The sequence below is a fragment of the Flavisericum labens genome (assembly GCF_045446075.1).
GTDB classification, from domain to species: domain Bacteria; phylum Bacteroidota; class Bacteroidia; order Flavobacteriales; family Flavobacteriaceae; genus Flavisericum; species Flavisericum labens.
In genome coordinates this window covers 626,952-650,718 of the sequence record NZ_JBJJBQ010000001.1, presented here as the reverse complement: position 1 = coordinate 650,718, position 23,767 = coordinate 626,952, and the positions used below count along the sequence as shown (strand labels likewise).

Below are 23,767 nucleotides of genomic sequence, written 5' to 3'. Positions count from 1 at the left end.
TCACAGGGCTTAGGTTTTCGAAGCGAAAAGAAATTGCTGAAAATTTCAGTTTTAACAAAATCTGTAAGCATCAACCTACGCAAACCCCCTTTTCCTAGCTTCATTTAATAAAGTTTCATCCTGGCCATCGTTCACCTCAAATATATCTCTAAGCTGTTTCTTTCGCTTTTCAACAGCGCTTAAAGAAATATCTAAATGCGATGCCAAGTTTTTGGTTTTTACACCTTGAGAAAGCAGGTAAAGGATTTTTCGGTTTTTATCATCAATTACAATATCACTCGTAATCGTTTTTCTTATGTGGCTGTTAACCGTACCGCTATAAAAAGGAGGATTGTTAAGCACAGCTTGAAACGCACTGGCCAATTCGCTTGAAGTTAAATCACTTTTTATCAAAAAGCCTTCAGGATCGATGGTTTTGATAATATTGTGTATCCTAAAGGACTCGTTAAACATGGTTAATATAACAATTCTTGCCTGAGGTAAAATCTTGCGGGCGTATTCAGCCAAATCTTCACCCGAACTCATAGAACCATCAGAAGAGGGCGGTAAACTGATATCAAAAAACAACATCCCATAAGGGCGTTCATTTTGTACAGATTGATCTATTAATTTAAGAGCTTCATCGCAGTTATTAGCTATATCAATTTCTAACTCTTGATTGTCCTTTTTAGTATAAAGCAGTGTGTTTTGATAACCCTCAATTATTATTGGGTGATCATCAACCATTAAAATTTTAATTTTTTCAGTCATAATTTTGGCGTTAGCCTATAGGTGCCTCTAGGATTACTGTTGTTCCTTTGTCTTTTTCAGAAGTTATATTAATTGTTCCGTCTATTTCATCTACTCTTGAATTTATGTTCTTTAGGCCAATCCCTGATTTTGCCTTGTTAACATCAAATCCAGCACCGTCATCGGCGATGCTGAGGCAAATTACGTCATTTTTTAATTTAAAACTAATATTGACGTGTGAGGCATAAGCATGCTTGTATATGTTGTGAAGTGTTTCCTGAAGAATTCGGTAAATGTGAATTTTCTTTTTATTGGATACAGCATCCCAATTTATATCGTCATCGCGCTCGAGTTTATAATTAAGCTCGTAGGCCAATGTTTGTGTTTCAACCAAGGTTTTTATGATATCTATAAAACCGGAACCCGAAACAAAATCGGTGTTTAATTCATGTGAAACCTTTCTGATATCTTCCTCTATAGTTTTGAGTTCTGCTATATATTGCCCCCTTGTTTTAACAGCTTCAGTGCTATTGTTCATGTTTAAACTATCCAAACTAAGGCGTGTACCAAATAACCGGCCCAAAACACCATCGTGTAACTCTTCGGATATTCGTTTTTTTTCCAATGCGCGTGCTTCCTCTATAGTTTCGTTTTGCGACAACATTAAATTGTAAATCTCCTCATTGGTTTCTTGCTGCTTTTGAATAAATTGAAGCTCCTTGTTTTTATTTCTTTGTGTAATTACCAAATATAAAAGGAAGGAAGCTAAAATTACAACGACGGAAATTATTAATAGCCACATGCGCTCTTTGGCTATCTGGATGTTTTCTTGCTCAATTTCACTGGTTTCAAAACGAATTCTGGCAAACTTATTTCTAGTAGCTCTTTCATTTTTAATAAGGCTATCATTAAGTTTTACATAGGCATCATAATATTTAACTGCCACACTATCTTCTTCAATCTTGGAAAGTAGGGCATATGATCTAAGCAAATCATCAGGTGAATATTTTTCAGAAATCTGTTTAGATTTATATGCGTAATATTTAGCTGAATCTTTGTTGTTAACACTTAAATAATAGTGCGCTAGATGCTGATTGATTATTATAGTATTGGCATCATTGTTTAAACTATCACAAATTTTTAATGCTTTGAAAAACAAATTTGGTAGCTCTTCATAATTGTTGGACAAAAACAAAGCATGCGCATAGTTATCCAAGGTTATAGCATATGAAAGCGGACGCTGTTCAATGAGATTCTTATTTCCAAGAATTTCATTATAATAATTTATAGCCAACTTATATTGACCAGCATCCTTATATGCCAATGCTAAGTTATTTTTATACGTATCCAACAAAACGCCATTATTTGGCAAAACACTAATTTTTTCTATAGCCTTTTTATGGTATTTTATAGATTCATCAAACTGTTCTAACATTTTAAAAACATGTGCCAAATTACCATAAAAATAAGACTGATATTTTATGACATTATTTGTTTCGTTCAATTGATTTAAAATAGAAAGCGCGTTAACTGAAGTTAGTTCACTCCCTGTAAGGTCTTTTTCGTCCTTTTGAAGTAGTGCTATATCGTAAAGCACGATAGCCCTATTCAATTTGTCATTTAATCTATTGAACAACTTTTCAGCTTTATCATCATAATAATATGCACTGTCGTTATTCTTTTCATAATAATAGTACCCCAAATTTTTATAAATATGGGCTATAGAAAAAGAATCACTTGTTTTTTTTGCCTTTTTTAGAGCTTCATGAATATGACTTAAAAAGCTTTTATAATCTTTATTTGCCGAATGGGCTATTGCCAAATTGATATCACTTTTAATAATCAACGAATCAATTTGAGATATAACTGCAAGGTTTTTTGCTCTTTGCGCAAATACTATTTTTTTATCTAAATCAATTGAACTAGCAGGATTTGATTGAATTAGAAAATACTGAATGCTATCCAAAGATTTAGTAGTGTCTTTTTGAGAATAACAGACACTATGATAGGCAAACAATAAAAGTATAAAAATAAATTTCAATTGGATTAAATAACTTTAATCTCAAATGTATTCATATTTTCTTAAATATAATAATAGATAAAGCCCTTACTTAGTTTGCAAGGGCTTTATCTATTATCATATAAATGACATCTATATTATCTAGGTGTAATAGTTCCATCACCAACAAAAACGCTTTGTGGGTTGTCAATCAAAACATCATCTTCTGTTAAGTCTTGTTTTGTACACGATACTAACGACGCAAATACTGCGACTACGATTAGAGTAATTTTTAGGGATTTCATATAAATTCGATTTTAAGGTTAAACAGTTTTTCTTTTATCAAATAAAATTGTTAGCTAAGACCTTGAAAACAAAATCTTGCTAGAGGGAAAAAATGGATAATTAACTTAAAACCGAACACGCTAAAGCATATGCGATTTATTTTTTTAATATGAGGGAATTATTAAGACTTGAAAAAGTCTTGAAAATGGATTAATTTTTTCTTAGTTGGACTTAGGGAAATAATGTGCGCCCGACTATGAATAGCTAATATATGTTAACAACTTTTAATAAGTATCATTTTTTTCGACGAAACGTAAAAAATTCGACGAAATGCATTATTTTTTATCGACGAAATGCAAATAACTACGTTTTTTAAACCAATTCTTACAAGGTTGATTTGTTTTTCACCAAACTTGTTTTAACGATTTTTGTTTTCACATCATCATAAGGAGAATCGCTTTGCAATCTTTGAATTAGCATTTGCGCCGCACTCTCACCTATGGCTTTAGCATGTTGACGAATGGTGGTTAATTTGGGCAACGTATGGTTAGAATCCGATTTACTGGCAAATGCAATTACCGATATGTCTTTTGGAACTTTCATTCCTAAACTTACGGCTGTATTTAAAGCTATTACACCAGATGAAGTATCGGCTGCAATAACTCCATCAATTTTTTTGTTCTTTTTTAAAAACGATTTTATCTTTTTTTGATGATCGTCCTTCTTTTTAACCTTTAACACGACCGGCTCTTTTCTACTTTCCAAAATAGCCTTATTGTAACCCCGTTCTCTTAACTTGCCAACGCTGAGTTCATTTATATTACTAATAAAAACAACTTGCTTTCTGCCCTCATTTAACAGGCTTTTAGTTGCATTATATGTCGCTTCAAAATCGTCAACAATCACTTTGTCGCACATAACGTCGTGCGCTACCCTATCAAACATAACAATAGGCAGCCCTCGATTAATTGTACTCTTAAAATGTTCTATTTCATTGTCAACTTGAGTTTCTTGTGCCACAGAAAGTATAAAACCATCCACACTGCCACTTGCCAGTAACTTTAAACTTTCTTTCTCCTTTTCCAACGATTCATTGGAGATACAGGTTATAATATTGTAACCGTGTTTGTTCGCCTCGCGCTCTATACCAAAAAGTACTTTAGCTAAAAACCGATTAAGTATATTAGGAATTATAACTCCAATGGTTTTTGTCTTACTTTGCTTTAAGCTAAGCGCAACTTTATTGGGAGTATAATTATACTTTTCGGCAAGCTTTTTAACCCTTTTAATCGTTTCCTCACCAATTTCTTCACTGTTATTTAAAGCCTTAGAAACCGTTGAAATTGAAACCTCCAACTCTTTTGCTAATTGTTTTAAAGTAACCATATTGCCACCTGATAAATTTTGCATTTGCAATGTACAAAATTAGTTTTTTGCAAATAATGGTGATTTTTAATTTTAAAACGATTGCTTGAACTACATAAAAAAGCTCAAAAATCATAATAAAAAAACCATATAATTACAGGTTAATATTTACTTAACAGAATATTAGCCCAAGAGTGTTACTTTTGCTGTTCAATTTATTTTTATGGATTTATCGAAGGTAAAACTTGTAGTTTCAGATATGGATGGTACTTTACTAAACCCCAATAGTGAAGTTAGCTCTCGGTTTTTTAGTCAGTTTAACGCTTTAAGAGAACAAAACATACACTTTATTGCGGCTAGCGGACGCCAATACCAAAGTATTTTAGACAAGCTTCATCCCATTAAGGACCAAATTTCTATCATAGCCGAAAACGGTGGTATTATGAAATTTAATGACCAAGAACATATCTTGCTAAAACTAACTTCCCAGAATGTTAAGAATGCGGTTGAAACTTTAAGACCTATTGAAGGTGCATATATTGTTTTATGCGGCAGGAAATCTGCCTATATCGAAACCAACGATCAGGATTTTATTGATAGATTCCGTAAATATTATAAAGAATATGAAATTGTTGAGGATTTGACAAAAGTAAATGATGATGATTTTTTAAAAATAGCCGTTTTCCATCACGTATCATCTGAAAATTATATTTGGCCTACTGCAAAAACACTGAATAAAGATTTGCAAGTGATTGTGTCCGGTGAAAATTGGCTAGACATCTCACATGCTGAAGCAAACAAAGGTTACGCTCTTACCATTCTACAAAAGGAACTAGGTGTTACCACCGAAGAGACTATGGTATTTGGTGATTATAATAATGATTTAAAAATGCTGGAGCTTGCATATTTCAGCTATGCCATGGAAAATGCCCACGATGACGTAAAAAAAACGGCTCGCTTTTCTACAAAAAGCAATCGAGAAGAAGGCGTAGAGTCTATTTTGGCGGAGTTACTAAAAAGCAAACAGAAAATATAACAACACAAAAAAGCGCACGTAAATGTTGTGCGCTATTTAGCTATTAATCATCCTCAATTCTTGTTGAATTTTCTAACACATAATTACGAAACACCTACTGATAGTTATGTAACATTTGTTACATAAACCAATAAAACCCTGATTACAAGTTTTTTATATTTATTTTTAAATAGGTAAAATTTATACTTTGGAACGAAATAGACCGAGTTTAAACTTTCGGCGGGTTAACTTTTAGAACATACAGCCTTACCGAATTCTAACAAAGTCTCATCAAAAACAAGTCTTACGTATTTTTTGAATAGAGCTAAAACGCTTCTTTAGACCACTGAGCCTTTTTCACTAAATCTGGGTGGTCAGGTATATAGGAAAGTCCTTTTGAATATATCGCATAAGACGATTTATAATCTCCTTTGTAGTAATAGTAATTACCTCCTCTTAAATATAAATCGGCTATTAAGTTTTTATTTATATCGCTTAATACCTTATTATTATCCATAACCGATTCAAACTTAATTAAGTAATCTGTGGCCATTGCAATGTCCTTGCTTTTGTAATTCATTAGTGAAATATTACCGTAGAAATGAGCTAAACTAATGAAGTACCTGCGGTTAGACTTTAAGAAATCATAAGACTTGGTCATTTCCAAAAACAATTCCAACGATTTCAAATCGTACATGGAGAGCAACACTTTTTTAAAACAAGCATATTCAATTATTTCTTTAGCAATTTTACTGTTGGAATTAATCTCTAATATATGGTCACAATATCCCAATGCACTATCAAGCTCTTCGTCAGTAGCTGAACTCCTGGCCAAATATTCGTATAAATATTCAACTGCTTCACTTCTAACTTTTTCTTCCGATAGTGTTTTTAGCTTACCTATTGTTTCTTCAATGAATGCATTATCGTTGTCATCATGCTGGGTGATTTTATACAGACTCGATTTTAAGTTGCCAACAGAGTAATCTTCGGGATAATTAGACATTTCCAACAATTCAACAAGATAATCCACATCGTATTGCGTATTGAATTCAATATCATTAACTTTAGTAAACATAATGCCCTTAAGCATTGGTTTTATAAGAGGTGAAGAATAAAACACCTTAGACTTACGTAAGTTAATTAGTGCCTCATCATAATTTGCTTTGCTCAAACTAGATAAGCCTTTGTTGTAATATTGCATGCCAATTAAAGCACTCTTATCCACAAACTCTTTCCCGTAGTAATACTCTTCATAAAATTTCATGTATCCTTTTTCAAGAACCTCTTCTTTAGTAACAAGTTTGTAAGCTATTAGTTCATCTATGATTTTTCGCACTTCAGACTCTTTTGGGACCGAGTACCCATAAGCCCCAGGGGCTGTGGTTTCCAAATATATTTTAAACGTATCGGGGTAAGCAATTAAGAAAACGTGCGATGGTGTTTCTTTTATGTGATAAGGAATATTGAGTTCTTCAAAAGCAAACGAATATAAAGCAGAAGCTGTAACACAATTATACGTACCATTCTTAAAAATATCGGTAAAGTATGAGTCTAGGTTATACTTAATAAAAAATCTATCATGCATTTCGTCGTAAATATGCCTTACTCTCTTTTTTTCTTTTTTTGCTCGCTCTTCTTTGGGCGGAAACGTTTGTATGACCGATAACAGTTCTTGTTTATAATTTACAACCTTTTCTTTATCCATTAAAGTGTCAATAGCAAAAAGACTTTCAATGAAACTATAATTTAACGAATCTGATTTATAGGATTTAAAAACTGATTCCTCAAACGCAGAATTATAGATTTGGCCGTAAAAATTGAGTGAATTGAAAATGATAAAAAGCAGGACAAAGGCTTTAACGTTTTTCATGCAAAGGAAAACTTTTAAATTAGTCAACTAATTTAATAAATTATAAGAAAATTAGCATAGCATTTAAAGTTTTTGAAGAAAAAGGCCTTTTTTAAATGTCATGCTATCGTGCTTCACTTTTAATTTGACATATCTGTGAAACAAACTAAAAATGGTGAATGAAGAATTTTTCACTAAGCGTGGTTATTATCTATTTGGCAATTTTAAACTGGAAACAAAGGCTTTAAACCCATTATGGTGCTCTATACCCTTAAAGGCAGGCATAACCGCAGCCCATGCAACATAGGCGTGTTTTGGGTCAGTCTCCAACATCTTAACAGCGTTATCAGCATCATTTAAACCGGCATATAAATGTGCCAAGTTATAGTTTTTCCAAGGAGATTCTGGCCAGTTCTTCACTTCCTCTAGTATTTTATGTGCCTTTTCTAATTCTCCAATTTCTGCATAAAGACTGCCAAGCGAACTACCGTGTCGTGAACTAAGGCTATACAATTTCTCATAAGCTTCCAAGGCCTTAATTGTGTTTTCTTGAAGCTCATATATAAATCCTTTTGCTAAATAGGCCACCGTATTATTTGGTGCTATTTGTAAAGAAGTCTCTACTTTATCCATTGCCCTTTTATAATCACCATAATAGGCTAGCATCCAGCCCGTCCAAGCTATATATTTAGCATTAAACGGATCTAATTTCTCGGCCATTTCATGGTGGTATAGTGCTTTTTCTTTTTCTCCCACCAATAAACAATACCATGCATAATCATAGTGAACATTTGCCATACTGGGGTTTATCGACAATATATAGCGAAACAAATCTTCTGCCTGATTCCAATTTCTGTCATGATAAATGCCAATACCCGCCATACTTGCATATGCTTCCAACAAAGTTGAATCTAGCTGAATAGCTTTATTGGCTGCCATTTTTGCCTTACCGAAAACATTACTATTTTCTGAAGAACTATGCCCCAAGATAACATATCCATAAGCTAAACCTGCATAAGCTAATGGCTCTGCCGGGTCTGCATCTATGGCTTCATACAAAAACCGAATACCTCTATCGAAATCTTCTTGTGACGATTTATGAAGGTAATACATACCGCGTATATAATTTTTGTAAGCTTTTTTATTGACCTTTCTATTATGCTGGTTAAGGTTTGAATATCCTAATACATGTAGTGACCCAGTGGATATCCCAATACGTTTTGAAACCTCGTTTTGAACAGCAATAATGTTTTCAATGGAAGTGTTGTAGTTTAAGGTTTGAAACCCTTCTTCTGAAGCACCCATTTTGTAAACAGTAACATTTAATACCAAACTATCCTTATCTGAATAATAAGCTTTTCCATACACCAAAAAATCTACACCCAACTCCTTAATGATATTTTCTTTTGTTAATTTGCTTTTTTTATATTTCTCTGTTGTTGCTCTAGACAGCACATTAAGCCGGTTTAGTTTTCCAAGTGAACTTGCAAGCCCTTCATGGATTCCTTCAGACAAAACATCCCGATCTATAGATTTTGTTTTTACTTCAATTGGTAAGATAGCTAAGGATTTTGGGCCTTGTTCATTCGAGCCACTAACAGAATTGTAAAACACAGCAGCCGTAAAAACAAATAAAAACAATACTACCAACTTATATGTTTGAACCCGAAATGCCCCGAAATGCAGAATACGTTTAAAAAACTTATTACCTGAAAATTCCGTCAATTGGGAAGATGAAGCACCAACTTTTGAAATCTCGGTTTCATCGAAAAGAATGCCACTGTCAAGTTTATTTTTTAATTCCGTAGGCGAACAGTTATATTGCTTATGAAAGCATTTTGTAAAATACGACGGACTGCTAAAACCAACAGAGTAAGCAATCTCCGATACTGTTGAAGTATTGTTTTTTAGTAAAATATAGCCTTTTTGAAGCCTAAATATTTTAATAAATTCACTTGCGCTGACACCTTTAATCTTTCGTATTTTCCTATGAAGCTGTGATCTGCTTATACCCATAGATGCAGCCAATTCACTTACACCAAAGCTCTCCTTATGGTAATTGTCTTCCAATACACCATTGAGCTTCGAAATAAAAGACTCTTCCATTGACTCTAGCGAACCCATACTTTAAAAAGTTATAACCAGTAAAAAACGAATACATAATTTACAATTTTTTGTCCTATTTAAAAATTATCATTTAATTAAAAATCTTGATATTCATAAATATCATTTTCGAGAACCACTTATATGCATTAACATATTTATACCTTCTTGCAACCATTCTGCTACTAAATGCAACATATTTTACACCTATTACAACATATTAACAACCTGCTTCTATGATTAAAAGCTAATTTTAATACAACGCTATAAACCGAATTATTGTTTAACTAAAAATTAATTAAAATGAAAAATTTAAAATTATTATTTGTTTTTGGCAGCTTAATATGTTTGTTGGCTGCATGTGAGAAACCTCAAGATATTATAACAGAGGACAACTTAACCGAATTGAACATATCAGCGAAAAAATCCAACCAAATGGAGCTCCCGTTTAAAGCCAAATTGTTTACAGGACAAGCGGAAGATGCCTTAACCGAAATATGTTCTTTTACTTCTCCAACTGATTTTTGGGGACTTGAGCACCAAGTGGGTGGTGGTAACGCCACACATCTTGGAAATTTCACAACAGATATGACTTTTTGCTTTCACGTTGTTTTAGATAATCAAGGCGTTCCTGATTTTCTGGGTGGATTTGGAGTATATGAAGATGTAGAAGGCTACATGGAAGCTGCCAATGGTGATCGTGTATTTTTTACAGGTCCCGGTAGTAGCCTAGTACCCATCCAAGATGAGGAATATATGTTTGCATTTGAAGACATTTGCTATATAAATGGTGGAACTGGTCGATATGAAAATGCTTCCGGAGAATTTAACATTAATAGTCTAGTAAGAATTGATGGCACAGGTACAGATCATAATTGGGAAGGCACTATTACTTTGAATAATGGCAAAGCTAAATGACATGCCTCTAAATAAAATATTATCATCACTAAAGGGTTTATCGAACAAAAAAGCTCTTATCTCTTAGAGCCTTTTTGTTCGCAACCATTACTCCATATTAAGTTTATCTGTAAGCGCTATAAACATGGGCTCAGACCTAAGCGGCTCAAAATCTATGAAATGTTTTACCCTTGGAAAAAAAATTTCGCCGTATTCATAACTACCTTCTAAATGCTCTAGAGCCTCTTTTTTATCTCCCATTAACATACACAGTCTTGCCTTTCTAAAACATCTATTGTTAATACAACCTGGATTCCTTTCTTTATACAATCGAACCAGCCCTTCTATTCCTGATGTTTCATATATTTTATCAATTGAACCAGGATTAGTTCGATGATATTCAGGAAACTTCAATTTTAAAGTCTCATGTGCTTTATCATATTCACGCAACTTAATATAAGTAATAAATCTATCGTCAAGACCAAACCCTACTAGTTCATAGGCTTTTTCAGTTTCCTCAATGGCTCTTTTAAATTCACGGTTATTGTAGTAAATTAGAGTACTTTCATTATATATTTGTGGCGCATGGGGATTATATTTAATCGCCAATTCAATATGCTCTCTTGCCTCATCCTTTCTTCCTAAAATATTCATTAATTCGGCATAACTATGATGCGCATTTGCATTACTAGGTCCCAATAATACTGCTTGTTTAAGCTCTTTTTCTGCTTGCTTCCAATTCCAATCAACCCAAAAAGATATATCTCCTAATACACCATAGGCCGAGGAAATATTTTGATTAATTGCAAGTGCTTTCTTGCTATACAATTTTGCCTTTTTAATCCCTTCGTCTCTTGGATGGTACCACCCCCAAAATGCCATGACTTTATACGCATCACCCAGTCCGGCATAAGCCGGAGCGTACAAAGAATCCAAAGCTATGGCATCCTCAAAATACTTAACGCTCCGTTTTAAATCGGCCTCTGTTCTCTTGTCCCAAAAAAAGCGACCCTTCAAGTATAAATTGTAAGCTTGATAATTTTCAGTGGGTGCTTCCACGATCCTTTTCTCATCTGAAGGTGAAAGCGCCACCTCTAGTTGCTTTACAATTTCTTTGGCTATATCGCTCTGCATCGCGAATATGTCTTTGTTCTGTCTTTCATAATCATCAGACCAGATATGAACATCTTTCCTAGCATCAATAAGCTGTACCACAATCCGTATTTTATCCCTTTGCTTTTGGACACTGGCCTCCAGGATATGGGAAATATCTAACTCTTTAGCTATTTCAGGGATGGTCTTAGAAGTCTCCCTATATTGATCCATGGTGGTTCGTGAAATCACCTTAAAACCTTCTACTCCTGCAAGGCTAGTTAAAATCACGTCCATGACACCATCTGCAAAATACTGATCTGATTGGTTGTCACTAAGGTTTTTAAACGGAAGTACCGCCAAGGTCACCTGCTTGGTTTCATGTTTTTCGAATACTAAAAACTCAACAATATAAGCACCCATCACTGAAATCATCAGTAAAACCCAAAATAGGGTGCTAATATTAAACCTTAAAGGGCTCCCTTGTTTTACCGTATTGCTACACAATTCAAAATACTTGTCATACTCCAGCTCTCCATTCAACTCACTTGGCAAACTTTTAAAGTACTTATGAAAGCACTTTGTAAAATAAGAGGAACTGTTAAACCCCACAGAATAAGCAATCTCCGACACGGTTGATGTATTGTTTTTTAATAAAGCATAGGCTTTTTTAAGCCTAAACAATTTGATGTATTCGCTAGCGCTAACACCTTTAACCTTTCGTATTTTCCTATGAAGCTGTAATTTGCTAATACCCATAGAAGCTGCCAGTTCACTTACGCCAAAGTCTTGCTTATGGTAATTGTCTTCCAATAAACCATTGAGCTTCGAAATAAACGACGCATCCATTGAATGTAGCTCCTCCATACTTTAAAAAGTTATAAATCGGTGAAAAACGAATACATAATTTACAATTTTTTAGCCTATTTAAAAACTATCGCTCAAATAAAAATCTTTCATAAGCCGTAAGACTATTCTTGATAAGCGATTTTCGTCTTATCATCATATATCGTCTTACAACAAAATTCTTACTTATCGCAATATATTTTACACCTATTACAATATACCAGCAACCTGCTTCTTTGATTAAAAACTAACTTTAATGTAAAGTTATTAACCAAGTGAATTACTGTCTAACATGGTCAAATAAACCACGACCAAAAAACTAAATATTATGAAAACATTAAAATTATTTGGAATTGCCCTAATGAGCTTTATACTATTAAGCAACTGTGAAGTTCAGGAAAATGAAATCACTGACACAGATAGTTTACAATTGAAAAGAAATTACAAACTCCAATCCAGAAAGGTTAATGGTGTATTTACAGCAGCTAACGGAGACAAACTTTATGTAGGGCCTATGAGCCAAAATGCCCCATCTGGCGGCACCGTAATTCCCTTTGAATACGGTTTTTAGGAGGCGTACTATCGAGATTCATTTACTTTTAATGGAGGCATAGGTCGTTTTAAAGGTGCTTCAGGAGGAGGCATGACAAATAGTTTTGTAAACTCATTTGATGACAATGGCAACTTCATTCCAGAATTCCAAACAGACCATGAATTTGCCGGCACTTTAATTTTACCAGCAAACTAAATGATAAAATTTAGACAGCATTAATATTTTGGCTTTACGAAAGTCTTCATAAAAAAAAGGTGAACAGATGTTCACCTTTTTTGCCCCAAATCTACCATGAACTTAACCTACTTATGTTATGGTGATTCAAACATAAATAAGTTAAATGAATTAAAATAAAATATTCTTCTAGGAGCCTATTTATTTGTTTAAAAGAGCCTAGATTATTCTTTTGTAGTTGTTTTCCACACATCAAGTTAAGAAATAACTAGAATAATTCATAAAAGGCAATCCATACGAATTGTTTACAAAAATTTCGTACCTTAATGAGCAATTGGGAATACGCTGGCCTGAAAATGAACAAGCAATATTGAAAATGCTTCGGCTTGAATATTTCCTTTGCTGTTAAAAAGCAAGAAATTAAAAAGCAATTAAAATTGTAAAATAAGCTAGTGAATGACAACCAACCCAACCAAAAACATTACTGCAATCACCATGGTTCTTATAATCATTGGGTTAATAATTTATTCTTGTGGCAGATTATATATAAAACAGGATTTTAGACAGACCTATGATATCCACAACGACTCTATTCATCAAAAACTATACAGCCAAGCATTTTTTAAAGTTCATCTTAAGAATGGAAATGTTAGTGTTTTAAATGAATGGGGGGTAAATGGGAACAAAGACTCACTATTTGGAAAAGGAAAACTATTTGACTTCAACAGAAATGAAATAAAAGATGGTTCGATAGCGCATGAAATTGATGAGATTGCCATTATAGAAACCAATCAGCTAGAGGCCATAAAATCTAGAGACAATGAGAGAGTTTCTGGTCTCGCAATTTTAACAGGTGTAAATCTAATATTAGATGCTATTTGCATAACAAACCCCAAAGCCTGTTTTGGCTCTTGCCCAACATTTTACACCAATAACAGTTTGTCTGTCCATGATGCAAAAGCTGAAGGATTTTCAAGTTCAATTTCCCCTTCTTTAGAAACCACAGATATGGATGCTCTTAAAACAAGCACTTCAGATGAAACGTTCTATTTAACCATGAAAAATGAAGCTTTTGAAACTCATCTAATCAATGAACTATTTCTGAATGTAGTTTCCAAAAAAAAATCTGAGCATGTTTTTCAGGACAAGAACAATCTTTTCCATAAATCAGATCAAATATACCTACCTAAAATTGCTCAAATAAATAATACCGACATTTTAAACTTAATTACATATCAGGATGAACTAGAGTTTTATTCTAAGACTAACGAAAACGATCTTACAGCAAAAGATGAAATCTATTTAGAATTTGACAATATCCTTTCTCAAAACATGGGTTTAACCATTAATTTTCGGCAAACCTTACTAACAACATTTTTACTCTATAACGGACTCTCTTATATGGGTGATGAAGTTGGTGACTACTTTGCCAAAATTGAAACTAACGAATCCATAAAAAAACGGGTAAGCAACCCCTTTAGTCTACTTGGGAAAATAAAATTATTCGCATACGATGACAGCAAAAAACAATGGATACTTTTTGATGAACTCTATGAAACCGGCCCTATAGCCAAAAACATGATGATTGCACCACTCAATAATATTAAACCTCATACAGGAAGTCTAAAAATTAAGATTGAAATGACAAAGGGGCTATGGAAAATAGATTACTTAGGACTTGCTAATATTAATAATACAACAACTGGCACTAAAATATACCCTAACAAGATTGAGGTTGTGGAAGGTGAAGATTATGGCATAGATTGTATCATAAATGACGACCGAAACTACTTGACTTCTTTCCCCGGAAATGAATTCAAATTTAAATTTAAGTTACCAGAATTAGGATTTCATGAGGAACATGAACTTTTCCTTTCAAGTAAAGGATACTATTTAGAATGGATAAGAGCAAATTGGCTTAAAAACAAAAACATAGAAAAACTTGAAAAAATGCTTTCTAACAATAAAGAAGTTTGGACTAGTTTGGCATTAGAATACAAAATTGTCGAAGATGAAATGGAAGATGTATTTTGGAATTCAAAATATATAAACCTACAATAAGATGAAAAACCTTCTTATTATAATTATATCTATATCCTTTATGTGGAGCTGTAGCACTCCGCAATATCTGAGCACGCCCAAAGACTTTAAAAATAATGTGAACGGTCTTTACCTCGAATATAAACTTAACAAAAGTCAACGTCGTGAGATAGCTGAAATCATTGAAGTTAAAAACAACTATGTCAAACTTTTACCAGTCGACAATAAGGAAATAATAACGATCAAACGAAATGATATCAAGCAAGCACAAGTATTGGTATCTCTATCTGCTAACAACCAAAAACAGCTAAATACTTGGGCCGGCTTATTAAATTTAGCTTCGCTTGGTCATGGTGTTTTTATGGTGTTCTCGCTACCAATTAATCTAATTACAAGTACCTCAATCTATTCAAAAGGAATTTATAGAATGAAAATTCCAAACGATGTAGTATGGCATGAGTTACACAAATTCGCAAGATTCCCTCAAGGTATACCCGAAAATATTGATGAAAATCTTATAAAATAGCTAAAGATTATGAAAACGTTTATTACAGTATTAGTTTGCCTTTTCTCAATTTCAACTGCCAAAGCCCAAGACAAGGGCTTAATGGACTTGCAATAAAAAAGCTCTAATATCGTATAAAAAAACCACCCCTATGTTTAAAGTGAGTGGCTCTCTTAATTTAGACTGTTACTTTAATTCACTTGAAGTCCATTCCACTTTTCAGCAAGTTTTGTGAGATTAGATTTCATTAAATCATCTGGTGTCATGGCAATCCTGAATTCACAAATGGCTTCAAAATTTAAAAACCAAGGTTCGGCAATAGATGGGATATCAGATGCATTAGCAACTTCTACCACCATAATTGCTCCACGATTACCATCTTGTTCAGTAAAATAAATACTTTCAGGCTTGATATCATCAATCACACGACCAATGATTTCGCCAGCAGTACCATCTCTTACCATCGAGTTAAAAGGCTCGATAGGACAGGTTACATTAACTAACATTTTCATGATTAATAAGTTTAACTATTAATAACATTAATTAAATATACAAAATAATATTATCATTTAAACCGATAACACCCTAATAATAAGATGAATAAACCCTAAACAACCATTATCATCAAAAAAAATTATCCGTTTTTTAATACGTTTAGCTTTGTATGACATAAATTTGTATTTAGTTAAATAATCCGTTGCAACAGCAAATCTAATCACCTTTATAAACCTGTATATAGATTTCTTACGCGCTTTACTGTAACCTCTTTTCAGTCTTGAGGAAATACCCATAATGTTCAATAAAGATATGTTTATAATCTTTAATTTGATATCTCTTGACTTGCATTTATGCTATATAAAAACTAGTAAATGTCTACCAGATTCAAAGTAAATAGTGTATTGCTATTTGTGATACTCCTTCCTTATAAAATCTATGCCAAAACTGATGAATATCATTTTTTTTGTTTTTATTAATCCCTACCTTTTGATTCATAATTGTACAATGGCACATTAAATCTTTAATTTAAATCAATCATATATGTCTGTAAATAATAAAAATAAAACTTTGTGCAACCTATCGAATTTTTTATTGGTGTTCGTCTTATTATGTGGAAGCTTACTTATAAGTAGTTGCAATAAGCAAGCGCGTGCCTTTGCATTGCCTGAAGGAGACATTGAAAAAGGAAAAGTGACCTATAAGAGATTGGCCTGTAATGAATGTCATATTATTTCAGAAATCGAGTGGAGAGGAGGAAGTGATAATCTTAAAATACCTCTTGGTGGTGAAGTATCTAATCAGAAATCCTATGGAGAATTAGTCACTTCAGTTATCAATCCTTCTCACAAAATCGCACGGTTCTACAATCAAAAAACCTCGACCGAAGAAGGTCTTTCAAAAATGAGGAATTACAATGAAGTTATGACTGTTCAGGAACTCATTGATTTAGTTACCTTTCTTAAATCGGAATATCAAATAATAACACAGCCAACGGATTACTATCCTTATTATCCTTATAGTTATTAGTAGCAAAGAACCATATAGAAAGCTATCATAATAGACAACTTATAGGCTTGAGTTTTTAACAAAAAAAAGAGTTATAATTTCTTGCAACTCTTAAATTTATAACATTTATATTATAAGCTAACTTAAGTTATACTGAACCTGTTTAAAGTATGGATATTAGAGACTAATCAAATCCATTAATTTACCTGCAAACCTTAAGAGTTATCTATCATATGGGTAATGACACGTCTATTATTTCAACCTTAACCAACTGTATATCAATATTTTTTACTATATTTATACATATTAACTCCTGTTTTTGGAGCATTGGAACATACTTCCCCACAATCTTATTTTCATAGACCAACAAGCTTCTAAACACTAAAAATTATTGTTATGATTAAGTTTCTATTTAAAACAGCAGGTCGCTTCTGCCTGTTAGTGGCCCTAGGGCTAATGTTATCAGGATGCAGTCACGAATCACTTGTTGAGGTGCAGGAAGAATCGCTAACACTAACTACATCTTCTAAGCAAAGTGCTTCAAAAATGAATAATCTAAACTTTCCGACACACTTAAGCGGGGACAACGAAGTACCTGCTCGAGAGACTACGGCTACTGGCCAAGCCATAGTTCGCATAAGTAAAGACGAGTCATCTATTGCCTTTAAACTTATTGTGGCAAATGTTAGTACAGATATTACTGGTGCTCATTTTCACATCGCTCCTGCCGGCTCTAACGGTGGTGTTGTTGTAAACCTATTAAATATCAGTGATTTTCCTCCCGAAACAAGCGCTCCGGTAAATGGCATGTTAGCTGAAGGCACTATTACTGCCAGCGATTTAACAGGCTCATTATTAGACAAACCATTAAGTGATTTAATAATGGCTATACAAACTGGGAATATTTATATTAACGTTCACACAACAACCTATCCTGGTGGCGAGCTTAGAGGGCAATTATAAATTTGTAGTAGTAGAAAAATCTAAAAAAACCCAGGGTAGAAATTCTCCATATTAGGGTTTAGTATATCTTAAAAACTATTAAGATAATTATTTAAAGCGGTCATTACTAAACAAAAAAACATCCTAATTTTCAATAAAGAAAAAAAGGTTATCAAGTAGAAATTTTAGAGATATTATTCGTTTTAAATACATAATTTCAAAAAAAAGGCTGGGTTAAAACCCAGCCTTTTTTATACTTATTTCAAGTATTATAATGAATCCCAACCGTTCTCTAAGTCATCATAAGTAACATCTGTTCCAAATGGGTAGAATCGAAGTTGTAATAGCCTTAAACCATTGTTATCATATTTCCAATACTCATCTTCCAATAGATCATTAAAAATGGGTATGCGCACGTGGAAAGTTAAAGTTTCTTCCATATACTCATTTTCAGGTGTATCTGGATTATCATAACTAACTACATAAGTAACTTCTATTTCATATACCACAGACAACAACTCTGCCGTAACATTTTGCCATTCTTGTTTTCCTTTTAAACGTTCAAACTCTACTGGACTTGGAATAAAATCTCCCCATACAAGATTAACAATATCATAATTATCAATAAGATTTTCTAAAAATCTTACTTCTTTTTTTGTATCTATATATCCCAATAATTCATCATAGGCATATTGTGAAAGGTCGGCCATAGTAGTTATAGTAGAACCTGTCAATGGCTTACCAAGAGGGCGCGCATAAACTGAATAATCTGTTGTGGTATCAAATCCATATGGAAGTTCAGTAACATAAGGTTCAAACCCTGGGTCTGGCAATTGGAATAAAGCGCCATCCTCATCCGTACCATTTTTATCTAATACCGCATAATCGTCACCTTTCTGAAGGTTTATTGCACTCACACCATATAGGTCGACAAAAATAACATGACCACCAGCGATATCATCCATTGTCTTATCCTTAACACCAATAAGGTTTAGGTTATAATGTTCACCAACAAGTTTATCACCTGTTTCTTGTTTTGACGAAGTTTTACTGGATGTTAATGTTAAACCTACCTCATTCTCTTCAAGTAACTCTGTGTTACAAGCAGTAAAAATAGAAATGCAAAGAATTGTAATCCCTAAATTTTTTAATTTTTTCATTTTAAAACATTTTATTATTAATAACGTATAAAGCTATGTTTTTCAGGTTGTTACAAAAAAACTATCTGTTAAAAAACATTAATAATAGATTAATAGTTAAAAAGCAGTTATTATTGGACGAAATGACATAAAAACAAAAAAGTGTCCCCGTTTTCTGTAAAGAAAAAAGGAAAACTTTCCATTGGAACACCAAATTTTCTTTAGTATTACTACACTCCCAAACTAACTTTAGGAACAGCACGACTTCTTTTCATTGCAAAAAAAGTCATAATCTTAGAGCTTTTTAGCAATTTGGAGGTATTTACAGACACCATACAATTTAATTTTTTTTTGTAATAGTATAATCGATTTGTCCCATATTATATTTTAAACAAATTCTCGGACACTTAAGAAGACTTGTTTTAATAGTTTAGTCTAAAATTTAATGTAATTATGAAAAAAATTGTTTTTATTATCGTTTTTTGGGGCTTAACATTATTTGGAGTTTCTTACTCTCATGCTCAACGTAAAAATATTTGTATCAGTGATGACCTTTCTGCCCATTCAGAAATACTGAAGGTTAAACTAGGCGTTAAATGGAACAATAGAACATGGAAGTTTAAATTTGGAGATTATAAAATTGCAAAGAGTAAAACGGGTTGGTTTACTACAACAACAAAATCTAACCTTCTTAATACTAGAACAGAAAGTAGAAGCAAGTATAAATTTTCTTTTCTTTTAAATGATAAAACCAAGGATACTGCAATCGTTAATGCCTTAAATACAACATCCATAAAAGCGCTGCATTCATTTCAATTATTTGAAAACTTTTATATTGGTGATGATGAATTAATACAGCAAGCGGATTTTTTTTCAAGTTTTATAACATTAAGCAGCAATAGGGAGGAAACATGGGAATTACTTATTGCAAACACTTATAGTAAGGACGAAGAATCTGAAAAGATAGCTTTTCTCAAAAATGGTGAGCGGATAATAGAAATTATTCCCGTAAGTTCTAAGGATTGCCAAAAAGACAAACGCTTATTTCCTGCCCTAGGTTACGAGTTCATTGAAAATGAACAATCACTTTGTGCCCTGCAATATTTTGGAGGAGGCATAGTGGGTTACAAGAAAAATATTATTTGGATGAGATCCGATTTAAAACCAAAAATGAAATTAATTCTTGCTGCCGCCATGACAGCCATAATGGAAATAAGAGGGCCAGGCTACATTGAACAATTATTATTTGGGAACAATACTGATTGAAATTAATAAACTAAACTTATCGATATCATCCAAACAAAATTGTTGCATTATAAAAAAAGCTTTTCAGATAATTAAATTGGCTGTTTACTAATTTATTTTTTTACGAGGTTTCCATCTTCATCATAATATTTCGAATCGCTTGATGCCTTTCCGTTTTTAAAATATTCTATGGATTGTAATGTTCCGGTTTCATAAAACGTTCTTTTTTCGCCTACTTGAACGCCATTTATAAAAGTCCCTATTTCATGTACTTGACCATTATTGTAATAAGATTTAGCGTCACCATTTTGCTTACCATTTTTAAAACTTGCTGTAAACTGTAATTCGCCTGTTTCGTAAAATTGTTTGCATTCTCCTACTACCTGGCCATTTTCATAATTAACTATTTCTTGTATTTGACCATTTTCGTAATAGGTTTTTGCTTCTCCTGTTATCTGGCCATTTTCAAAATTTCCTAATTCTTTTAATTGACCGTTTTCATAAAACGTTCTTTTTTCGCCTACTTGAACGCCATTTATAAAAGTCCCTATTTCATGTACTTGACCATTCTTGTAATAAGATTTAGCGTCACCATTTTGCTTACCATTTTTAAAACTTCCTATAAACTGTAATTCGCCTGTTTCGTAAAATTGTTTATTCTCGCCTGCTGGCTTGCCATTTTCAATATTTCCTAATTCTTGTATTTGACCATTTTCGTAATAGGTTTTTACTTCTCCTGTTATCTGGCCATTTTTTAAATTTACTATTTTATGTAATTCACCTGATTCGTAAAATTGTCTATTCTCACCTGCTGGCTTGCCATTTTCATAATTTCCTAATTCTTTTAATTGACCGTTTTCATAAAACAATTTACAGTTCCCTACTAGCTGGTCATTTTCAAAATTGACTATTTTTTGCAGTTTACCATTTTCATAATATTCTCTACGCTCACCTGTCTGCTGACCATCTTTAAAAATTACTACTTTTTGGAGTTGTCCTGTTTCGTAGTATTCTCTAGCTTCTCCTGTTAGTTCCCCATTTGCTAAATTTACCTTTTTTTGTAGCTGGCCATTTTTATAATATTCTCTACCCTCACCATTCGGCTTGCCATTGGCATAATTTGATATTTTATGTAATTCACCTGTTTCGTAATAGATTTTAGCTTCGCCCGTTTGCTGGCCATTTATAAAATTACCTATTTGTTTTAATTGACCTGTTTTATAATATTCCTTAGTTTCACCTTCTTGTTTCCCTTTTTCATAATTACTTATAATATGGGGTTGACCAGATTCGTAATAGCTTTTATATTCACCTACTTGAATTCCATCTTCAAAATTCAATGTTTTATGGAGTTGACCAGATTCGTAATATTCCTTTGTTTCACCTGCTTGTTGCCCATTTTCAAAATTACTTATGATATGGGGTTGACCAGATTCGTAATAGCTTTTATATTCACCTGTTTGCAGACCATTTTCATGATTAAGTATTTGTTTTATTTGACCAGATTCGTAATACTCCTTTGTTTCGCCTGCTTTTTGTCCCTTTTCATAATTACCAATTACTTGTAATTGACCATTTTCGAAAAATAGTTTCCATTCTCCTGTTAGCAGACCATTTTCATAATTACCTATTTGTTTTAATTGACCTGTTTTATAATATTTCTTAGCTTTACCTGATTGTTTGTCTTTTTCATAATTATGAACTTCTTTTAATTCCCCAGTTTCGTAAAACAATTTAAATTCACCTGTTCGCTTTCCATTTTCAAAATACCCTATTTGTTTTAATTGGCCATTTTCGAAAAATAGTTTCCATTCTCCTGTTCTTTTATCCTCTGCATTATAATGTCTAATCCCTTTTAATTGAGCATCATCAAAATATTCTTTACGTAAACCTGTTAATTTTCCATTTTCATAATTACCTATTTCTTGTAATTGACCATTTTTGTAAAACATTTTTGCTTCTCCTTGTAGTTGGCCATTTTCAATATTTCCTATAAACTTTAATTCACCTGTTGGATAAAATATTCTAACCTCACCATTTTGCTGACCATTTTCAATATTAAATATTTGCTGCAATTGTCCATTTTTGTAAAACATTTTTGCTTCTCCTGTTTTCTTATCCTTTTCATAATTCCCTATAATATGCAATTGGCCTGTTTCATAATATTGTTTTATTTCACCTGTTTTCTGACCGTTTTCAAGATTAGCTATTTGTTTTAATTGGCCATTTTTGTAATAGGTTTTAACTACACCTGTTTTCTGTCCTTTTTCAAAATTTGATATTTCTTGTAATTCCCCGGTTTCGTAATAATTTTTACCTTCTCCAGTTAGTTGTCCATTGTAAAAATTCCCTATTGTTTTTAATTGTCCGGTTTTGTAATAGCTTTTAACTTCACCTTCTTGTTGCCCTTTTTCATAATTACTTATAAAATGGGGTTGACCAGATTCATAATAACTTTTATATTCACCTGTTTGCTGCCCATTTTCATAATTAAGTATTTGTTTTAATTGTCCATTTTCATAATACTCCTTTGTTTCGCCTGCTTGTTGTCCTTTTTCATAATTACCAATTACTTGTAATTGACCATTTTCGAAAAATAGTTTCCTTTCACCTGTTTGCAGACCATTTTCATAATTACCTATTGTTTTTAATTGTCCGGTTTTGTAATAGCTTTTAACTTCACCTGTTTTCTGTCCATCTTCGAAATTTATTATTTCTTGTAATTGACCGTTTTTGTGAAACGTTTTTGCTTCTCCCTGTAGTTGACCATTTTCATAATTACTTATAACATGTAGTTGTCCAGTCTCATAATATAATTTAGCTTTTCCGTTTGGTTGGCCATTTTCAAAATTTCCTGTTTTTTGTAATTGACCATTTTCGTGAAAAGCTTTAGCTTGGCCAGCTAGCTGTCCATTGTCATAATTTGATATTGCCTTTAATTGTCCAGTTTCGTAATATTCCCTTGTTTCACCTGTTTTCTGTCCATTTTCATAAATCCATATCCCCTTTAACTGTCCGGTTTCGTAATATTCTTTTGTTTCACCCGTTGGTTTTCCATTTTTGTAATTCCCTATTCCCTTTAATTGTCCAGTTTCATAAAACACTTTTCTTTCTCCTGTTTTCTGTCCATTTTCAAAATTTGACATTCCTTTTAATTGACCATTTTCATGATAAAATTTCCATTCACCTTTCTTTTTACCGTATTCATCATATTGCCCAATACTTTTTAATTGGCCATTACTATGGTATTCTTTCTTAATTTCTTGAGAATTTGTTAAGTTGAGGAAGAACACAACTATTAAAAATAATACTACCCTTTTCATAATTTCAGATTTTATATTTGTTTGTTCTGACCCAATTTAATATAATGAATTTGCGACAGCAATTGTGATTTCTACTCGCTACTTTTAAGCTACTTAGTCCAATTTACACTTAACTAATCAGTAATTTTCAGTATAAGTTGAGTACGTCAATTACACCAAA

At 32.7% G+C, this 23,767-nt stretch carries 19 protein-coding genes; 8 read left to right on the top strand and 11 right to left on the bottom strand.

Annotated features, from left to right (window positions below):
- Window positions 1–75: 75 nt before the first annotated feature.
- The 4 genes from ACIEHO_RS02835 to ACIEHO_RS02820 form a co-directional block, all read right to left on the bottom strand.
- Window positions 76–750 carry a response regulator gene (locus ACIEHO_RS02835; RefSeq protein ID WP_406968425.1) on the bottom strand — a complete coding sequence of 225 codons (675 nt, stop codon included), beginning with the start codon at window positions 748–750 and terminating at the stop codon, window positions 76–78.
- 10 nt (window positions 751–760) lie between these two features.
- Window positions 761–2,770: a tetratricopeptide repeat-containing sensor histidine kinase gene (locus tag ACIEHO_RS02830; RefSeq protein ID WP_406968423.1), complete on the bottom strand. Its 2,010-nt coding sequence runs from the start codon at window positions 2,768–2,770 to the stop codon at window positions 761–763.
- 116 nt (window positions 2,771–2,886) lie between these two features.
- Entirely contained in the window at window positions 2,887–3,033 is a 147-nt protein-coding gene (locus ACIEHO_RS02825; protein ID WP_406968421.1) for a hypothetical protein, read from the bottom strand.
- Window positions 3,034–3,397: 364 nt separating this feature from the next.
- Window positions 3,398–4,423 (bottom strand): LacI family DNA-binding transcriptional regulator, encoded by a 1,026-nt coding sequence (locus tag ACIEHO_RS02820; protein WP_406968419.1) that lies wholly within the window; start codon window positions 4,421–4,423, stop codon window positions 3,398–3,400.
- A 178-nt stretch (window positions 4,424–4,601) separates the two neighbouring features.
- Here ACIEHO_RS02820 and ACIEHO_RS02815 point away from each other — a divergent pair, with 178 nt between their 5' ends.
- Entirely contained in the window at window positions 4,602–5,414 is an 813-nt protein-coding gene (locus ACIEHO_RS02815) for an HAD family hydrolase (RefSeq protein WP_406968417.1), read from the top strand.
- A 304-nt stretch (window positions 5,415–5,718) separates the two neighbouring features.
- Here the strand turns inward: ACIEHO_RS02815 and ACIEHO_RS02810 are convergent, their stop codons facing one another.
- Window positions 5,719–7,266, bottom strand: a complete 1,548-nt coding sequence (locus ACIEHO_RS02810; protein ID WP_406968415.1) for a hypothetical protein — start codon at window positions 7,264–7,266, stop codon at window positions 5,719–5,721.
- 186 nt (window positions 7,267–7,452) lie between these two features.
- The gene (locus ACIEHO_RS02805) at window positions 7,453–9,369 is read right to left on the bottom strand and encodes a helix-turn-helix domain-containing protein (RefSeq protein ID WP_406968413.1); all 1,917 of its coding nucleotides are present in this window, start codon (window positions 9,367–9,369) and stop codon (window positions 7,453–7,455) included.
- Between the two features lie 282 nt (window positions 9,370–9,651).
- Between ACIEHO_RS02805 and ACIEHO_RS02800 the strand changes: the two genes are divergently transcribed.
- A complete protein-coding gene (locus tag ACIEHO_RS02800; protein ID WP_406968411.1) occupies window positions 9,652–10,266 on the top strand; it encodes a hypothetical protein in 615 nt (204 codons plus the stop codon).
- A gap of 87 nt (window positions 10,267–10,353) precedes the next feature.
- On the opposite strand, the gene ACIEHO_RS02795 is transcribed toward ACIEHO_RS02800, so the two are convergent.
- The gene (locus ACIEHO_RS02795) at window positions 10,354–12,204 is read right to left on the bottom strand and encodes a helix-turn-helix domain-containing protein (protein ID WP_406968409.1); all 1,851 of its coding nucleotides are present in this window, start codon (window positions 12,202–12,204) and stop codon (window positions 10,354–10,356) included.
- 307 nt (window positions 12,205–12,511) lie between these two features.
- Between ACIEHO_RS02795 and ACIEHO_RS02790 the strand changes: the two genes are divergently transcribed.
- Window positions 12,512–12,754: a hypothetical protein gene (locus ACIEHO_RS02790; protein WP_406968407.1), complete on the top strand. Its 243-nt coding sequence runs from the start codon at window positions 12,512–12,514 to the stop codon at window positions 12,752–12,754.
- Between the two features lie 8 nt (window positions 12,755–12,762).
- Here ACIEHO_RS02790 and ACIEHO_RS02785 read toward each other — a convergent pair whose 3' ends face one another.
- Window positions 12,763–12,909, bottom strand: coding sequence for a hypothetical protein (locus ACIEHO_RS02785; protein ID WP_406968405.1), 147 nt, complete (start codon window positions 12,907–12,909; stop codon window positions 12,763–12,765).
- A gap of 457 nt (window positions 12,910–13,366) precedes the next feature.
- On the opposite strand from ACIEHO_RS02785, the gene ACIEHO_RS02780 reads away from it, so the two are divergent.
- Together ACIEHO_RS02780 and ACIEHO_RS02775 are read left to right on the top strand one after the other, a co-directional pair.
- The gene (locus ACIEHO_RS02780) at window positions 13,367–14,971 is read left to right on the top strand and encodes a hypothetical protein (RefSeq protein WP_406968403.1); all 1,605 of its coding nucleotides are present in this window, start codon (window positions 13,367–13,369) and stop codon (window positions 14,969–14,971) included.
- Window position 14,972: 1 nt separating this feature from the next.
- Entirely contained in the window at window positions 14,973–15,476 is a 504-nt protein-coding gene (locus tag ACIEHO_RS02775; RefSeq protein ID WP_406968401.1) for an LSm family protein, read from the top strand.
- A 170-nt stretch (window positions 15,477–15,646) separates the two neighbouring features.
- Here the strand turns inward: ACIEHO_RS02775 and ACIEHO_RS02770 are convergent, their stop codons facing one another.
- Window positions 15,647–15,967 carry a panthothenate synthetase gene (locus ACIEHO_RS02770; RefSeq protein ID WP_406968399.1) on the bottom strand — a complete coding sequence of 107 codons (321 nt, stop codon included), beginning with the start codon at window positions 15,965–15,967 and terminating at the stop codon, window positions 15,647–15,649.
- Between the two features lie 526 nt (window positions 15,968–16,493).
- Here ACIEHO_RS02770 and ACIEHO_RS02765 point away from each other — a divergent pair.
- Both ACIEHO_RS02765 and ACIEHO_RS02760 read left to right on the top strand, forming a co-directional pair.
- Window positions 16,494–16,979, top strand: coding sequence for a hypothetical protein (locus tag ACIEHO_RS02765; RefSeq protein ID WP_406968397.1), 486 nt, complete (start codon window positions 16,494–16,496; stop codon window positions 16,977–16,979).
- 375 nt (window positions 16,980–17,354) lie between these two features.
- Entirely contained in the window at window positions 17,355–17,921 is a 567-nt protein-coding gene (locus ACIEHO_RS02760; protein WP_406968395.1) for a CHRD domain-containing protein, read from the top strand.
- Between the two features lie 248 nt (window positions 17,922–18,169).
- Here the strand turns inward: ACIEHO_RS02760 and ACIEHO_RS02755 are convergent, their stop codons facing one another.
- Window positions 18,170–19,060 (bottom strand): hypothetical protein, encoded by an 891-nt coding sequence (locus tag ACIEHO_RS02755; RefSeq protein WP_406968393.1) that lies wholly within the window; start codon window positions 19,058–19,060, stop codon window positions 18,170–18,172.
- A gap of 432 nt (window positions 19,061–19,492) precedes the next feature.
- On the opposite strand from ACIEHO_RS02755, the gene ACIEHO_RS02750 reads away from it, so the two are divergent.
- A complete protein-coding gene (locus tag ACIEHO_RS02750; protein ID WP_406968391.1) occupies window positions 19,493–20,305 on the top strand; it encodes a hypothetical protein in 813 nt (270 codons plus the stop codon).
- A gap of 92 nt (window positions 20,306–20,397) precedes the next feature.
- Here ACIEHO_RS02750 and ACIEHO_RS02745 read toward each other — a convergent pair whose 3' ends face one another.
- Window positions 20,398–23,607, bottom strand: a complete 3,210-nt coding sequence (locus ACIEHO_RS02745) for a toxin-antitoxin system YwqK family antitoxin (RefSeq protein WP_406968389.1) — start codon at window positions 23,605–23,607, stop codon at window positions 20,398–20,400.
- Between the last annotated feature and the right edge of the window lie 160 nt (window positions 23,608–23,767).

Excerpts from the sequence above, each read along its gene's own strand:
- ACIEHO_RS02765 (WP_406968397.1), top strand. The coding sequence starts at position 16,494 with ATGTCTGTAAATAATAAAAATAAAACTTTGTGCAACCTATCGAATTTT.
- ACIEHO_RS02815 (WP_406968417.1), top strand. The coding sequence starts at position 4,602 with ATGGATTTATCGAAGGTAAAACTTGTAGTTTCAGATATGGATGGTACT.
- ACIEHO_RS02780 (WP_406968403.1), top strand. The coding sequence starts at position 13,367 with ATGACAACCAACCCAACCAAAAACATTACTGCAATCACCATGGTTCTT.
- ACIEHO_RS02795 (WP_406968409.1), bottom strand. The coding sequence starts at position 12,204 with ATGGAGGAGCTACATTCAATGGATGCGTCGTTTATTTCGAAGCTCAAT.
- ACIEHO_RS02800 (WP_406968411.1), top strand. The coding sequence starts at position 9,652 with ATGAAAAATTTAAAATTATTATTTGTTTTTGGCAGCTTAATATGTTTG.
- ACIEHO_RS02775 (WP_406968401.1), top strand. The coding sequence starts at position 14,973 with ATGAAAAACCTTCTTATTATAATTATATCTATATCCTTTATGTGGAGC.
- ACIEHO_RS02755 (WP_406968393.1), bottom strand. The coding sequence starts at position 19,060 with ATGAAAAAATTAAAAAATTTAGGGATTACAATTCTTTGCATTTCTATT.
- ACIEHO_RS02790 (WP_406968407.1), top strand. The coding sequence starts at position 12,512 with ATGAAAACATTAAAATTATTTGGAATTGCCCTAATGAGCTTTATACTA.
- ACIEHO_RS02760 (WP_406968395.1), top strand. The coding sequence starts at position 17,355 with ATGATTAAGTTTCTATTTAAAACAGCAGGTCGCTTCTGCCTGTTAGTG.
- ACIEHO_RS02835 (WP_406968425.1), bottom strand. The coding sequence starts at position 750 with ATGACTGAAAAAATTAAAATTTTAATGGTTGATGATCACCCAATAATA.
- ACIEHO_RS02825 (WP_406968421.1), bottom strand. The coding sequence starts at position 3,033 with ATGAAATCCCTAAAAATTACTCTAATCGTAGTCGCAGTATTTGCGTCG.
- ACIEHO_RS02750 (WP_406968391.1), top strand. The coding sequence starts at position 19,493 with ATGAAAAAAATTGTTTTTATTATCGTTTTTTGGGGCTTAACATTATTT.
- ACIEHO_RS02805 (WP_406968413.1), bottom strand. The coding sequence starts at position 9,369 with ATGGGTTCGCTAGAGTCAATGGAAGAGTCTTTTATTTCGAAGCTCAAT.
- ACIEHO_RS02820 (WP_406968419.1), bottom strand. The coding sequence starts at position 4,423 with ATGCAAAATTTATCAGGTGGCAATATGGTTACTTTAAAACAATTAGCA.
- ACIEHO_RS02770 (WP_406968399.1), bottom strand. The coding sequence starts at position 15,967 with ATGAAAATGTTAGTTAATGTAACCTGTCCTATCGAGCCTTTTAACTCG.
- ACIEHO_RS02810 (WP_406968415.1), bottom strand. The coding sequence starts at position 7,266 with ATGAAAAACGTTAAAGCCTTTGTCCTGCTTTTTATCATTTTCAATTCA.
- ACIEHO_RS02745 (WP_406968389.1), bottom strand. The coding sequence starts at position 23,607 with ATGAAAAGGGTAGTATTATTTTTAATAGTTGTGTTCTTCCTCAACTTA.